Source organism: Variovorax sp. P4_B10 (genome assembly GCF_056402375.1).
On record NZ_JBFUHN010000004.1, the window covers coordinates 14,587 to 27,536 of the forward strand.

Here is a 12,950-nt window from a genome sequence, read left to right on the forward strand (position 1 = left end):
CATGCAAGAAAAAGAACCCGAGACCCACGGTGCGCCGCTGCGGCGCTTTGTCGACCCGGCCTACCAGCCGCTGTGCGGCAACCTCGCCGAGGTCCGCGAGAACATCGATGCGCTCGATCGAAAGATCGTCGCGCTGCTGGCCGAGCGCGGCCGCTACGTGAAGGACGCGGCGCGTTTCAAGCGCGATGCCTTCCAGGTGTCGGCGCCGCAACGCCAGCAGGAGGTGATCGACAAGGTCAGGGCGCTGGCGGAGAAGGAGGGCGCATACCCCGAAGTGGTCGAGGCGGCCTACCGCGCGCTCATCGCGGGCTTCATCGCGCGCGAGCAGCAGGACCACCAGGGCATGGTCGATGTGGAGCCGCGTTCATGAGCGCGGTTCGCACGCTGCCCCTGGCCATCGCCGCGCTCTTCACGGTTGCCGGCGCACACGCGCAGCAGGAGTGGCCGCAACGCCCCATCCGCATCGTGGTGCCGTTCGCCGCAGGCTCGTCCCCCGACATCCTGGCCCGCATCGTCAACGACAAGCTCGCCGCGCGCATCGGCCAGCCGCTGATCGTGGACAACAAGCCCGGCGCCGGCGGCAACACCGGCACCGATCAAGCCAGCAAGTCGGCGCCCGACGGCTACACCTTCCTGCTCTCGGTCAATGCGCCGCTGGTCTACAACACGGTGCTCTACAAGAATCTGCCGTACGACCCGTTCAAGGACCTGGTGCCGGTGTCGCTCGCCGCGACCACGCCCAACGTCTGCGCGGTCTCGAATGCGATGAACGTCGATTCGGTCAAGGGCTGGCTCGCCGCGATGAAGCAGAACCCCGGCAAGTTCAACTTCGCCTCGACGGGCAACGGATCGATCTCGCACCTTGGCGTGGAGCTGATCAAGCTCAAGACCACCTCGTTCGCGGTGCACATTCCGTATGCATCTTCGGGCCAGGCGGTCACGGCCATCATCCAGGGCGACGTCCAGTACGCCTGCCTGCCGCCCGTCGCGGTGATGCCTCAGGCCAAGGCCGGTCGTCTCAAGGCGCTGGCCGTGACCTCGGCCGAGCGCTCGGCCTTGCTGCCCGATCTGCCCACGCTGCGCGAATCGGGCCTGCCCGATATCCAGGCCGTGCCGTGGTTCGCCTACATGGCGCCCAAGGGCACGCCGCCCGAGGTGGTGCAGCGCATGAGCCGCGAGATTGCGGCCGTGCTCAAGGAACCCGAGACGCAGAAGCGCCTGCAGACGGCCTACTTCGACCCCGTGGGCAGCACGCCCGAGGCGCTGGCCCGATTCATGGGCGAGGAACTGCGCCGCTGGAAGCCGGTGATCGAACGCGCCGGCCTCAAGCCCGACAACTGAACGAAGGGAAAAGACATGAGCACAGTGACATGGGTCGACGCCGCGGCGGTCGACGACATTCCCTCCGACGACGTGGTGGGCATCGAGGTGCAGGGCAGGGACATTGCCTTCTATGGCACCGAAGACGGCATCCACGCCACCGACAACATCTGCACCCACGGCCATGCGCGCCTGTGCGACGGCTTTCTCGAAGGCCACGAGATCGAATGCCCGCTGCACCAGGGCCGCTTCGATGTGCGCACCGGCAAGGCCATGTGCGCGCCACTCACCGAAGATCTGCGCAGCTATCCGGTGAAGATCGAGGGCGGGCGGATCTATCTGGCCCTGGAACCCTGACGGAAGCGCTCCGGCCATCTGTTCTGCATCCGGTCCGGGCGATCTGTATCTGTTCTTCCGGAGATGGATGGCGACAATGGCACTCCGTTCCATGGAAGACCTATGACAGTGCAAAGCCGAGACCAGATTGCCGACCAGATTGCCGCCGAGCTCGGCCACAGCTTCGAGGGCGAGCTGCTTGCCGGCGGGCATTACGTGCCCATCGTGCGAGACGGCCGCACGCTCTACACCAGCGGCCAGGTGCCGCGCGTGGGCACCACGGTGGTGGTCACCGGCCGCGCGGGCGATCAGGTGTCGCTCGAGAAAGCCCGCGAAGGCGCGCAGATCTGCGCCTTGCGCTGCCTGACGCTGCTGCGGCGCGAACTCGGCTCGCTCGATGGCGTCGAGAAGATGCTGCGCGTGGGCGTCTTCGTGCAGTGCAGCGCCGATTTCACGCAGCAGAGCGAGGTGGCCGATGCGGCGTCCGACCTGCTGCACCGCGTGTTCGGCGATGCCGGGGTGCATGTGCGCACCGCGGTCGGTGTCTACCAGTTGCCGAAGAACGCGACCGTCGAAGTCGAGATGACGGTCGCCGCCAAGGGCTGAACGCCCTGCAGCCTAGGGTGTCCGCAGGCGGCGCGAAGGTTCGGTCGTGTGCAGGTACACCGCAAAGGTGTCCCATGGCAGGCCGACGGAATGCTGTCTCATGATCCGCCCGACTTCACCGCGGTGGTAGCCGCCGTGGGTGACGACATGGGCCAGCATTTCCTCGCGCGACATGCATCCCTTGTCGCCGTCGGTGAAGGTGAAGGGCACGGATTCGGACAGCAATTCCGGGGTCGCCGTTTCCAGGTACTCGAGGTACCAGCGATCCAGTGCCGCTACCGCGGCGCGAAGCTCCTTCAGCGAGGGCGTTTCCTGCGTGTTGTCGGCAGAAAATTCGTGCTTCGCACCGATGAGATGCGCCGCGAAGATCCGGTCCACCACAAGGCAGTGATTCATCAACCGGATGGCGGCATGCCGCGCATCCGCGTGCCGCTCCGGATCGAAGCCTTCCATTTTTTCCAGCAGCTCATCGTTGGCCCAGGCCCGGTAGCTGAAAAGGGTGCGAAGCAATGGCACGGTGCTCATGACCAAGGTGTCCTCTGACTGGGGGAAGTGGGTGGCGGGCTCATGCTACGTGAATAGGATTCCCTGTCCACCCCCCAAGGCCGGACTAAGAGCTGTTTACGATCTTGGGGCTGTGTTGGGGTGCTGCTGTTCAGGGCGCGCTCACGCCGACGGTGTGCGCAGCGAAGCGAATGTCCCCCGGCGCGGCCTAAGGCCGCATGCCTCCTCCTTTATTTCGCTGCGCAGAGCACACCGTCGACGTGATCGCTCAGAGCAATCGTTGATCGGCTCGCACAAGCGCTGCGTCCATCGTGCACAGGGCACCGGGTGCTCCCCGCAGCGAAATAAAGGAGGAGCGAAGCGGGGGACATTCGCGGAGGGGAGTACCCGGTGGCCTGTGCACGCGCCCCGAACAGACCGCGAACCACAACACCCTGCAGCTCACCCCAACAGGCGTCTGCATGGTCCCAAATAGATCGTAAACAGGCTCTAACGTGACTGCAGATCGACGATGTCCCGCGCCAGCGAAGCAATCGTCAGCGGCGCGCACCCCTCGGCGTTGTTGCTCACGGTGACGAAGGCGTTCTGGCCTGCACGCGTGGTGCCGGCAATCACCTTCGCCAGCGCTTCGCGCGTCTGGGGATCGGGATCGACGATCCTGTCGAAAGGCCCGTAGAGCTTTTCCGCATCCTCGTAGCCGAAGCGGCCATGGCGGTGGTGCAGGTTCCATCGGCACACCAGCGGCCCGGGCCAGAGCGCACGCAGCATCGGCAGCTGGTCTTCGATCGGCGGCATCTTGGCGTGCAGGCCCATGCAGAAGGTCGCGCCCACGCTGCGCAGCATGTCGGCGAAGGCCGGGCACAGCAACTGCGGGTCGCGCACTTCGACGGCGATCACCGCGTCGGGCGCGGCCGGCTTCAGGCCGGGGAGCGATTCCAGCATCTCGCCGATGCGCGCCAGCAGCGCGGGCTGGTCGGCCAGCAGTTGCGAGGGGATCGGGCTCAGCTGGAACACCAGCGCGCCGATGCGCTCGCCCAGGCCTTCGAGGGCCGGCTGCACGAATTCCTGGATGGCGATCTCGCTGTTCAGGAACACCGGGTTGACCTGGGTGCCGCGGCCGCTTTCGTCGCGCACGGTGGCGTCGGTCACGAGACTCGGCGCCTTCACCACGAAGCGGAAGTCGCCGGGCACCATGGCCGCATAGCGGGCGTATTGGCTCGCCGTGAGCGCGCGGTAGAAGTTGCGGTCCAGGCTCACCGTGCGAAAGAGCGGATGCTGCGCCAGCGCAGCAAGTCCGTTCTTCGAGAGCGCTGTCTCGGCGTACTCGCCGTCCCAGACGAGGTTGGCCCAGCCGGGGTAGCTCCATGAGGATGTGCCGAGCCGCAGGCCGGGCGGGAGCGCCGCGGCCAGCTCGACGAGCGCCGGATCGGTGGGCGCCGGCGCCACGGTGCCGCCGCGTGTTTTCTTCTTCGCGGGCGGTTCGGCCTCGGGCGGCGGCACAGCCGCAGGCGCCTCTTGCGGGCGCGGAAGATCGGGGAAAAGGGAGTCCTGCACTTCAGCCATGTCTGGGTGCGCATTCTCGGCCAACATCGGGCGGGTCCGCAGGGCCGGGGCACAATCCGCGCCATGAAACAGTGGTTGCGCACGCAGGGCGGTTGGTGGCTGGCATGGCTGGTCCTCACGGCCGTGGGCGCGGTGTGGCTGGCGCGCGCCGAGCTGGCGCAGCTGCACCAGGATTTCGAGACCGACGTGCGCATCGCCCATCGGCTCATGAGCCAGCAGGCAGTGCAGTACGACGCGGTGCTCGCCACGCTCGCGCTGCTGGAGCCCGGCGCCGATGCGGGCCAGCCCGAACAGCGCCTGCCATCGGTGTATTCGTCGATCCTGCGCGTGCAGCGGCGCGAGCGCGATGCGCCCTGGCCCGACGAAAAGCAGGCGAGCGCGTTGGCCGCCGCGGAAGCGCGTTCGCGCAGCCAGCACCGCGCCGAGCTAGCGGCGCTCGATCTTACCCATGGCCGCTACCAGCTCGTGATGGGCGCCACGCCGTTCAGCTACGCGCTCGAGATCGACCTGGCCGGCTCGGTGCCGTGGCGCGACTGGCCGATGAACCCGCAGCGCAGCCCGGTGCGCGTGAGCCTGCAGCGCGACGGGCAGCAGTTCGTGCTGCAACCGGGTCGGCCGGCCGCGAACGGCTGGCGCTTCGACCTCACCAAGGCGCTGGCATCCCCGAGCCAGCCTTTCGACCTGGTGGCCGAGCGTCATGTGGGCTGGGGCGAGCTGCCGTGGCGCAGCATTGCCGGYTGGGCCGCGGCCACGGCGCTGCTGCTGGCAGGCCTGTGGGCGGCGCAGCGCCAGCGCATTGCGCGGCGCCGGGCCGAAGAGCTGTTGCGGCTCGGCCAGGTGGCGCGGCTCAATGCATTGGGCGAGCTGTCGGCGGGGTTGGCCCACGAACTCAATCAGCCACTGACGGCCGTGCTCGCCAATGCACAGGCCGCGCGCCGCCTGCTCGACGATGACCCGCCTGACCTGGCCACCGCGCGCGATGCGATGGGGCAGGCGGTCGAGCAGGCCCGCCGCGCAGCCGGCGTGGTCGGCCGCTTGCGTCGCGTGATCGAACGCCCCGAGGCCGGCGGCGACGTGAAGCCGCTGGTGCTGCAGGAGGTGGTGCGCAGCGCCATGCACCTGCTGGCGCCCGAATTCACCCAGCGTGGTGTTGCCGCGCAGTTCGACGCCACCGCACAGGCGCCGGTGCGCGTGCAGGCCGAGGCGGTGGCGCTGGAGCAGATCGTGCACAACCTGCTGATGAACGCGCTGCAGGCGCTCGACCTCGTGCCTGCGGCCGAACGCCGCCTCGTGGTGTCGGTCGGCCGTAATGGCGAGGAGGGCGTATTGACGGTGACCGACAACGGCCGCGGCATCGCACCCGAAGCCATGCCGCGCCTCTTCGAGCCTTTCTTCAGTACGCGCGAGGGCGGGCTGGGCCTCGGCCTGAGCCTCAGCGAGACGCTGGCGAGCGGCATGGGCGGCAGCCTGAGCGCGGCCAATGCCGCGCCGCGCGGTGCGCGCTTCACGCTGCTGCTGCCGCTGGTGTCGCCGTCCACGGAGCGTTCGGCATGAACACCTCGGCCACCCACCAGCCGCAGTCGCCGCTGGTCCACCTGATCGACGACGACCAGGCGGTGCGCGACAGCCTCTCGCTGTTGATCGGCACGGTCGGCCTGAGGGTGCAGGGCTGGGCTGACCCGCAGGCCTTCATCGACGGCTTCGACCGCGCGAGTGTCGGCGCCATCGTGCTCGACGTGCGCATGCCCGGCATCAGCGGCTTGACGGTGCTCGACCGGCTGGTGGCGCAGGGCGTCGACCAGCCGGTGATCATGCTGACCGGCCATGGCACGGTCGAGATGTGCCGACGTGCCTTCAAGGCCGGCGCGGCCGAGTTCCTCGAGAAGCCGGTGGACGACGAGCAACTGCTCGAGGCGCTGCAGCAGGCGGTGCGCCAGCACGTGCGGTCGCGCGAGCGTTCGCAGGCCGACAACGCTGCGCGCGAGCGCGTCGCGCAGCTGTCGGAGCGCGAGCGCGAGGTGCTGGCCTTCATCGTGCAGGGGCTCACCAACAAGGAGATCGCGCGCACGCTGGCGCTGTCGCCGCGCACCGTGGAAACGCACCGCGCAAACCTGTTCGCGAAGCTCGACTGCGATTCGCTCGCGCAGTTGATCCGGCGCTACGCGGTGCTGGTGACCGGGGAAGACTGAGACCCTCGCTCCGTAGTTCTACGGAGCGCCGGGCGTAGCCGTACGAATGGCCTCGGAGGCCGGCGTTTTCTATAGTGGCGCAGCCGTCGGCAACAGGCCGGCGCCATCACCCTGCATCCACTGGAGAAATCAAAAATGCGTTCCATTCTTCGCCTCGGCGGCCTCGCTGTTCTGCTCGCCGCATCGGCTGCCCAAGCCCAGACGCCGGCCCCCGCCATGCGCACCGAAAAGAACATCTCGCTCGCGCTGGCCAACCAGATCGCGGCCGAAGCCGTGGCCGCCTGCGCCGCCAATGGCTATAACGTGGCCGCCACCGTGGTGGACCGCGCCGGCACCGTGCGCGCCGTGCAGCGCGCCGACAACGCCGGCCCGCACACCCTGGCCTCGAGCGAGCGCAAGGCCTGGACCTCGGCCTCGGCCAAGAGCCCGACGCAGGCCATGATGGAAGGCGCGCAGAAGAATCCCGGCGCCGCGAACCTCGTGTACCTGCCGGGCTTCCTGCTGCTGGGCGGCGGCGTGCCGGTGAAGTCGGGCAACGAAGTGATCGGCGCCGTGGGCGTGGGCGGTGCGCCGGGCGGCCACCTGGACGACCAGTGCGCCAATGCGGCGCTCGAGAAGGTCAAGGGCTTGCTGGGTTGATGATGAAGCGCGGGATCTGGTCCGGGGTGTTGGCGGTGGCGCTCGGCTTGGGCGCATCGGCCGGCGTGTCGGCCCAGGTGCCGCCGCTGGCGGCCGAGGTGCTGGCCTATGAAGGGCTGCACCGGGCCGCCTGGCATGGCGATCTGCCGAAGCTGAAGAGCCTGATCGCGTCCGGCGCCAATCTCGATGCGCGCGATGCGCGGGGCCGCACGCCCTTGCATGTCGCAACCCATGCACGGCAGCGCGAGGCGGTGAAGCTGCTCGCCAGGGCGGGCGCGAACATGGACCTGCTCGAGGACGACCGCTACGACGCCGTGACCATCGCGTCGGTGGCCGACGATGTCACCACGCTCACGCTGCTGCTGTCGCTCGGCGCCAATGCCGGGCAGACGACGAGCCGCTACGACGGCACCGCGTTGATCGCCGCCGCGCACCTGGGCCACGACGAGGTGGTGCGCCGCCTGGTCGCGGCCGGCGCGCCGCTCGACCATGTCAACAACCTGCACTGGACGGCGGTGATCGAGTCCATCGTGCTCGGCGACGGCGGTCCGCGTCACCAGCGCACGCTCGCTGCGCTGATCGATGCCGGCGCCAGCCTCAAGCTGACCGACCGCCAGGGCAACACGCCGCTGCAGCTGGCCAGGGCCCGCGGCTACACGGCCATGGTGAAGCTGCTGGAAGCGCCGCGCCCGGCAAGATAGCGGCGGCTCGGGGACAATCGGGCCTCGCCACGAGGAAACCGCTCCATGTACATGCCCCCGCAGTTCAGTGCCAAGGACCCGGCCATCGCGCTGGAGCTGATGCGCTCGCACCCGTTTGCGAGCCTGATCTCGAACGACGACGACGGCCTGCCGTTCGTCACGCACCTGCCGCTGGTCGCCGAGCAGCGGCAGGGCGACCTACCGGTGCTGCTGGGGCATTGCGCCAAGCCCAATCCGCATTGGCGCTACCTGCAGGCGCGGCCGCAGGCGGTCGTCACTTTCCTCGGCCCGCATTCGTACCTGTCGCCCGCGGTCTATCCCGATCTGGCGCGCGTGCCGACCTGGAACTACCTCGCGGTCCACTGCACCGTCGAGGCCCGGCTCATCGAGGAACCCATGGCCAAGGACGCCTTGCTCAAGAAGCTCATCGGCGACCACGAGCCCGGTTATGCACAGCAGTGGCGCGACCTGGGCGAGGAGTTTCAGCTCAAGATGCTGGCCGGCATCGTCGGTTTCGAAATGCGTGTGACCGCGCTGCAATGCAAGGTCAAACTCAACCAGCACCGCAAGGAGTCGCATGCCGCCATGCGCGCTGTCTACAACGCCGGTACGCCGGACGAGAAGGCGCTGGCCGTGTGGATGGAACGCCTTGGAATGACCGCCGAAGTTCCTGCGACGGAAGGGAACTAGGATGAAACCTTGCATTTCTGTTCGTCGCGTTGTTGTGTTTGACGCTCGTTGTTCGGGGCGCGATCCCGCCGACGGTGTGCTCTGCTCCGCGAATGTCCCCCGGCGCGGCCTAGGGCCGCAGGCCTCCTCCTTTATTTCGCTGCGCAGAGCACACCATCGGCGTGATCGCTCAGCGCAGCGGTTGATCGGCCAGCACGAGAGCAGCGCTCATCGTGCACAGGGCACCGGGTGCTCCCCGCAGCGAAATAAAGGAGGAGCGAAGCGGGGGACATTCGCGGAGGGGAGCACCCGGTGCCCTGTGCACGCGCCCCGAACAACAGCACCCTGAACAAAAGCCCCCCGCAACACAACAAGAGATGGAAAACTGAGATGCGCATGTTCGGATTGCTCGGCCTGGTGCTGGCACTCGTGATCGTCGGATTGATCGCGAAAAAACAGATGACGACTTCCGCTGCCACCGCATTGCCGTCCGTGCCCGGTGCCGCCGCGCCCGCGCCCGGCGAAGCGCCTGCCGATGTGCGCACGCAGGCCCAACAGGTCCAGAAGCAGGTCAAGGAAGCGCTCGACGCCGCGGCGCAGGCGCGCAAGCTGCCGGATGACAACTGAGTCTGCGTCACCTTCGCAGGCGAGCGACGCGCACTGGATGGCGCTCGCGCTGGCCGAGGCGCGCCTTGCGGCCGAAGCGGGCGAAGTGCCCGTCGGCGCGGTGCTGGTCAAGGACGGCCGGGTCATCGCAACCGGCCGCAACGCGCCCGTGGCGCAGCACGACCCGAGCGCCCACGCCGAGATCAATGCGCTGCGCACCGGTGCCGCCGCGCTCGGCAACTACCGGCTCGACGGCTGCGAGCTGTTCGTCACGCTCGAACCCTGTGCCATGTGCGCGGGCGCGATGCTGCATTCGCGCCTGTCGCGGGTGGTGTTCGGCGCGGCCGACCCCAAGACCGGCGCGGCCGGTTCGGTGCTCGACCTTTTCGCCGAGCCGCGGCTGAACCACCACACCCGGGTGCAGGGTGGAGTGCTCGCCGAGGCGTGCAGTGCGGTGCTGCAGGATTTCTTCCAGCTGCGGCGCAGCGCGGCGCGCGAGCAGGCGCAGCCCTTGCGCGACGATGCGCTGCGCACCCCGGCCGAGCGCTTTGCCGCCCTGGGCGAGTACGCCTTCGCGCCGCACTACGTTCAGGACCTGCAGAGCCTGCAGGGCTGGCGCATGCACTACGTGGACGAAGAGCGGCCCCGCAGCGAAGACGGCGAGGTCGCCTGCTGCCTGTGCCTGCACGGTCCCGGTGAATGGGGCTACTTTTTCCGCCACCTGGTTGGCTCGCCGGGATTGCGCACGCTGGTGCCCGACCTGATCGGCTTCGGCAAGAGCGACAAGCCCAAGCGCAAGACCGCACACCGGCTCGAATGGCATCGCGATGTGCTGCTCGAATGGCTGGACCGCGCGCAGCCGGGGCCGATGGTGCTGGTGCACAGCGCCGCCGCGTCCGGCCTTGCATCGCTGCTGCGGTCGGCTGCGGCCGGGCGCTTCGCGGCCGTGCTCGTCGCGCCGGATGGCGGCGCGCGCATCAAGGACGCATGGTGCGCGCCTTATCCCGATCGCGGCTACGAAGCCGCGCTGCGGACACTGGGGCCCATCGCTTCCTCGTCGGGTCCGACAGCAGCGCAAGCCGCGACGCTTGCAGAGCAGGTGCGCAACGCAATGGGATACTCGACCTCGTGACCAAACACATCTACATCTACTCTCCCTCCAGCGCGATTCGCGACAAGGCCGCCTTCCGCCGCGGCGTCAAGAGGCTCAAGGCACTGGGCCATGAAGTCGAGGTCGACGAGGCGGCGCTCTCCGCTCACCAACGCTTTGCGGGCGACGATGCCACGCGACTCGCGGCCATTTCGCGCGCCGCCGCCAGCGGTGCCGACATCGCGCTCATCGCGCGCGGCGGCTACGGCCTCACGCGCATCCTCGATGCGATTCCGTACAAGGCCGTGGCCAAGGCCATCCAGAAGGGCACCGAGTTCGTCGGCTGCAGCGACTTCACCGCGCTGCAGAGCGCGCTGCTCGCCAAGACCGGTGCCGTCACCTGGGCCGGTCCCGCCGTCGGCGAAGACTTCGGCGCCGAAGCGGGCGCCGACGACATCATGGAGGCCTGCTTCGACGACCTGCTGAGCGGGCAGGGCGAAGGTACCGGCTGGCGCATGCCGGTGCGCGATGCCGAACTGAAGGTGAAGCCGGTGCAGGACGCCGTGCTCTGGGGCGGCAACCTCTGCGTGCTGGCCAGCCTGCTCGGAACGCCGTACTTCCCCGCGGTCGACAAGGGCGTGCTGTTCATCGAGGACACGAACGAGCATCCCTACCGCATCGAGCGCATGCTCGACCAGCTGAAGATGGCCGGCGTGCTGGCGCGTCAGCGGGCCATCGTGTTCGGCCAGTTCACCGGCATGCGCAAGGTGCCGGGCTACGACCGGGGTTTCGGGTTCGATGCAGTGGTGGATCGGCTTCGCGCGTCACTCAAGGTGCCGGTGCTCACCGGCCTGCCGTTCGGCCATGTGCCGACGAAGGTGCTGCTGCCCGTGGGGGCCAAGGTGGCGCTGGCGGCCGAAGGGCGCGACGTGTTCCTTGTGTGGGGGCATCGGCATGCCCATTCGCACGACCATGATCACGCGCACTGACCGGAACAACACGAGGAGGGACGGCCGTCGAAGGCCGCGCCGGCCTCAGTTGTTGGTGAAGCGCTGATGGGTGCGAGGACCCATCGAGCCAGGCAGGCCGCCCTCGAACATGGTGTTGATGGCTTTCATCTGGCGGCGGGCGGCCGATTCGCCATCGATGGCGCTGAGGGCCGTCATCACGTCCTGGCGCAGGTACCAGAGGGCTTCGACATCGACTGCGAAGCGCACGCGCTGGCTGACGCGCTGGATCGAATGGCCACCGTGGGCCGGGAGCACCGACAGCATGGCCGTGCGGATCCGTCCCAATTGGCTCTCCGACGCCTGGCGAGAACCGAAACCGGGCACGTTCAGGAGACGAAAAATGCGGCGGAGGAGCACCATGTGACTAAAAGCAGTAAAGCCAGGACGGCCGCTACCTTAAGCTCCAGTTCACCGTTGCACAAGATATGAAACAGTGTTTCTTGTTTGTAAACAACAAGCTTTACGTATCATTTTCAATGCCCGTTGAAATGTGATATCAAAAGTACTACTCGCGCGGGGTCGATTCGGGCATCTGTTCCTCTCATGTTGTCGGCACAAGGGTGAAACTTCAACGAAGGAATTACACGGATCGTCGTTTTCGCAGCAGGAATACGTCAAACAAAACGCCTGCAGGAGCCCGCAAGGAATCTTGACCATAATCAACCGGCGATTGCTATCGAGATACACAAAAGTATGGGTGTCAATTCCACAGTCGTATTCGCGGACTTGACTGGGAGTACCAGGGTCTTCGAGGCCATGGGGAATGCACGAGCCACCGAGACGGTGACGCGTCTGACCCAATGGATCGGCGGCGTATGCCAGGCGCACGGCGGGCGCGTGGTGAAGTCGCTCGGAGACGGCGTATTCGCCATCTTCACGAGCGGTGCAGCCGCCACGCACGCGGTGATCGAACTCCAGCGCTACCACCAGAAGCGCCTGCAGGGCTGGCCCGCGCCGCTGCGCATGGCGCTGCAGATCGGGGTGGCCAGCGGCGAGGTGGTCGAGGTCGAAGGCGATTGCTTCGGCGATGCGGTCAACCTGGCATCGCGGCTCAGCGACCTGGCCGGACCCGGGCAGATCTGGGTGACCGACGCGGTGATCTCGCAGTTGCGCGATGGTACGGTGCAGCACCGCGACCTCGGCCTGATCAACATCCGCGGCCGCAGCGAGATGTCGGTGGTGCACCGGATCGACTGGCAGGAGGACGTGACCTCCTTTCTCACGGTGCCGGCCGCGCTGGCACCGCTGCGGATACCGGACTCGACGTTTGGCCAGATCGAGCTGTCCTGGCTCGACGTCCGCTCCATGTTCAGCAGCGAGCAGTTGCCGATTCACCTGGGCCGCGTCAACGATGCCCAGTTCGTGGTCAACGACCCCCGCGTGTCCCGGCTGCATGCGCGCATCGAGATGCGGCAGGGCAGCTGCGTGCTGATCGACATCAGCACCTACGGGACCTGGGTCCGCTTCCAGGGCAACGGCGGGCCGAGCACCGAGATCGCATTGCGCCGCGAAGAATGCGTGCTGCATGGCCGCGGCGAAATCGGCCTGGGCGCGCCGCTGAGCGATTTCAGCGCCCCGACCATTGCCTTCAACACAACCGGCGGCGACGTGATGCTTTCGCGCCGCGAGATGGGGCTCTGAGCGATGGATGCCGAATGAGGCCTTTTGAGTTGCCAATTTTGTTTCTTAGGTGACGAAAAAGTCACATAAAGTCACA

The 12,950-nt window shown here is 67.5% G+C and carries 16 protein-coding genes; 13 read left to right on the forward strand and 3 right to left on the reverse strand.

Features of this window, described 5'->3' with window-relative positions; all coding sequences use genetic code 11:
- The first annotated feature begins 1 nt into the window (after nt 1).
- From AC1DXX_RS03335 to AC1DXX_RS03350, 4 genes are all read left to right on the forward strand, one after another.
- Entirely contained in the window at nt 2-370 is a 369-nt protein-coding gene (locus AC1DXX_RS03335; protein WP_478132737.1) for a chorismate mutase, read from the forward strand.
- Complete coding sequence (locus AC1DXX_RS03340; protein ID WP_478132738.1) at nt 367-1,341, forward strand: Bug family tripartite tricarboxylate transporter substrate binding protein; 975 nt, start codon at nt 367-369, stop codon at nt 1,339-1,341. The genes AC1DXX_RS03335 and AC1DXX_RS03340 overlap by 4 nt, the downstream gene beginning before the upstream one ends.
- A gap of 15 nt (nt 1,342-1,356) precedes the next feature.
- Nucleotides 1,357-1,677, forward strand: a complete 321-nt coding sequence (locus tag AC1DXX_RS03345) for a non-heme iron oxygenase ferredoxin subunit (RefSeq protein ID WP_478132739.1) — start codon at nt 1,357-1,359, stop codon at nt 1,675-1,677.
- A 102-nt stretch (nt 1,678-1,779) separates the two neighbouring features.
- A complete protein-coding gene (locus tag AC1DXX_RS03350; protein WP_478132740.1) occupies nt 1,780-2,262 on the forward strand; it encodes a RidA family protein in 483 nt (160 codons plus the stop codon).
- 12 nt (nt 2,263-2,274) lie between these two features.
- Here AC1DXX_RS03350 and AC1DXX_RS03355 read toward each other — a convergent pair whose 3' ends face one another.
- Nucleotides 2,275-2,787, reverse strand: coding sequence for a DinB family protein (locus AC1DXX_RS03355; protein ID WP_478132741.1), 513 nt, complete (start codon nt 2,785-2,787; stop codon nt 2,275-2,277).
- 468 nt (nt 2,788-3,255) lie between these two features.
- Nucleotides 3,256-4,329 carry a DUF72 domain-containing protein gene (locus AC1DXX_RS03360; RefSeq protein WP_478132742.1) on the reverse strand — a complete coding sequence of 358 codons (1,074 nt, stop codon included), beginning with the start codon at nt 4,327-4,329 and terminating at the stop codon, nt 3,256-3,258.
- A 63-nt stretch (nt 4,330-4,392) separates the two neighbouring features.
- On the opposite strand from AC1DXX_RS03360, the gene AC1DXX_RS03365 reads away from it, so the two are divergent.
- The 8 genes from AC1DXX_RS03365 (at nt 4,393) to AC1DXX_RS03400 (ending at nt 11,212) form a co-directional block, all read left to right on the forward strand.
- On the forward strand, nt 4,393-5,883 hold the full coding sequence (locus tag AC1DXX_RS03365; RefSeq protein ID WP_478132743.1) for a sensor histidine kinase: 1,491 nt from the start codon (nt 4,393-4,395) through the stop codon (nt 5,881-5,883).
- The gene (locus AC1DXX_RS03370; RefSeq protein WP_478132744.1) at nt 5,880-6,518 is read left to right on the forward strand and encodes a response regulator transcription factor; all 639 of its coding nucleotides are present in this window, start codon (nt 5,880-5,882) and stop codon (nt 6,516-6,518) included. Before AC1DXX_RS03365 ends, AC1DXX_RS03370 begins: the two co-directional genes overlap by 4 nt.
- A 135-nt stretch (nt 6,519-6,653) precedes the next feature.
- The gene (locus AC1DXX_RS03375) at nt 6,654-7,157 is read left to right on the forward strand and encodes a GlcG/HbpS family heme-binding protein (protein ID WP_478132745.1); all 504 of its coding nucleotides are present in this window, start codon (nt 6,654-6,656) and stop codon (nt 7,155-7,157) included.
- Nucleotides 7,157-7,858 carry an ankyrin repeat domain-containing protein gene (locus AC1DXX_RS03380; RefSeq protein ID WP_478132746.1) on the forward strand — a complete coding sequence of 234 codons (702 nt, stop codon included), beginning with the start codon at nt 7,157-7,159 and terminating at the stop codon, nt 7,856-7,858. The genes AC1DXX_RS03375 and AC1DXX_RS03380 overlap by 1 nt, the downstream gene beginning before the upstream one ends.
- A 45-nt stretch (nt 7,859-7,903) precedes the next feature.
- The gene (locus tag AC1DXX_RS03385) at nt 7,904-8,548 is read left to right on the forward strand and encodes an FMN-binding negative transcriptional regulator (protein WP_478132747.1); all 645 of its coding nucleotides are present in this window, start codon (nt 7,904-7,906) and stop codon (nt 8,546-8,548) included.
- Nucleotides 8,549-8,917: 369 nt separating this feature from the next.
- Nucleotides 8,918-9,154, forward strand: a complete 237-nt coding sequence (locus AC1DXX_RS03390; RefSeq protein WP_478132748.1) for a hypothetical protein — start codon at nt 8,918-8,920, stop codon at nt 9,152-9,154.
- On the forward strand, nt 9,144-10,265 hold the full coding sequence (gene tadA / locus AC1DXX_RS03395) for a tRNA adenosine(34) deaminase TadA (protein WP_478132749.1): 1,122 nt from the start codon (nt 9,144-9,146) through the stop codon (nt 10,263-10,265). The genes AC1DXX_RS03390 and tadA overlap by 11 nt, the downstream gene beginning before the upstream one ends.
- Nucleotides 10,262-11,212, forward strand: a complete 951-nt coding sequence (locus AC1DXX_RS03400; protein ID WP_478132750.1) for an LD-carboxypeptidase — start codon at nt 10,262-10,264, stop codon at nt 11,210-11,212. The genes tadA and AC1DXX_RS03400 overlap by 4 nt, the downstream gene beginning before the upstream one ends.
- Nucleotides 11,213-11,257: 45 nt before the next feature.
- Here AC1DXX_RS03400 and AC1DXX_RS03405 read toward each other — a convergent pair whose 3' ends face one another.
- Nucleotides 11,258-11,497, reverse strand: a complete 240-nt coding sequence (locus tag AC1DXX_RS03405) for a hypothetical protein (protein WP_478132751.1) — start codon at nt 11,495-11,497, stop codon at nt 11,258-11,260.
- A gap of 429 nt (nt 11,498-11,926) precedes the next feature.
- Here AC1DXX_RS03405 and AC1DXX_RS03410 point away from each other — a divergent pair, with 429 nt between their 5' ends.
- The gene (locus AC1DXX_RS03410; protein WP_478132752.1) at nt 11,927-12,874 is read left to right on the forward strand and encodes an adenylate/guanylate cyclase domain-containing protein; all 948 of its coding nucleotides are present in this window, start codon (nt 11,927-11,929) and stop codon (nt 12,872-12,874) included.
- Nucleotides 12,875-12,950 lie beyond the last annotated feature (76 nt).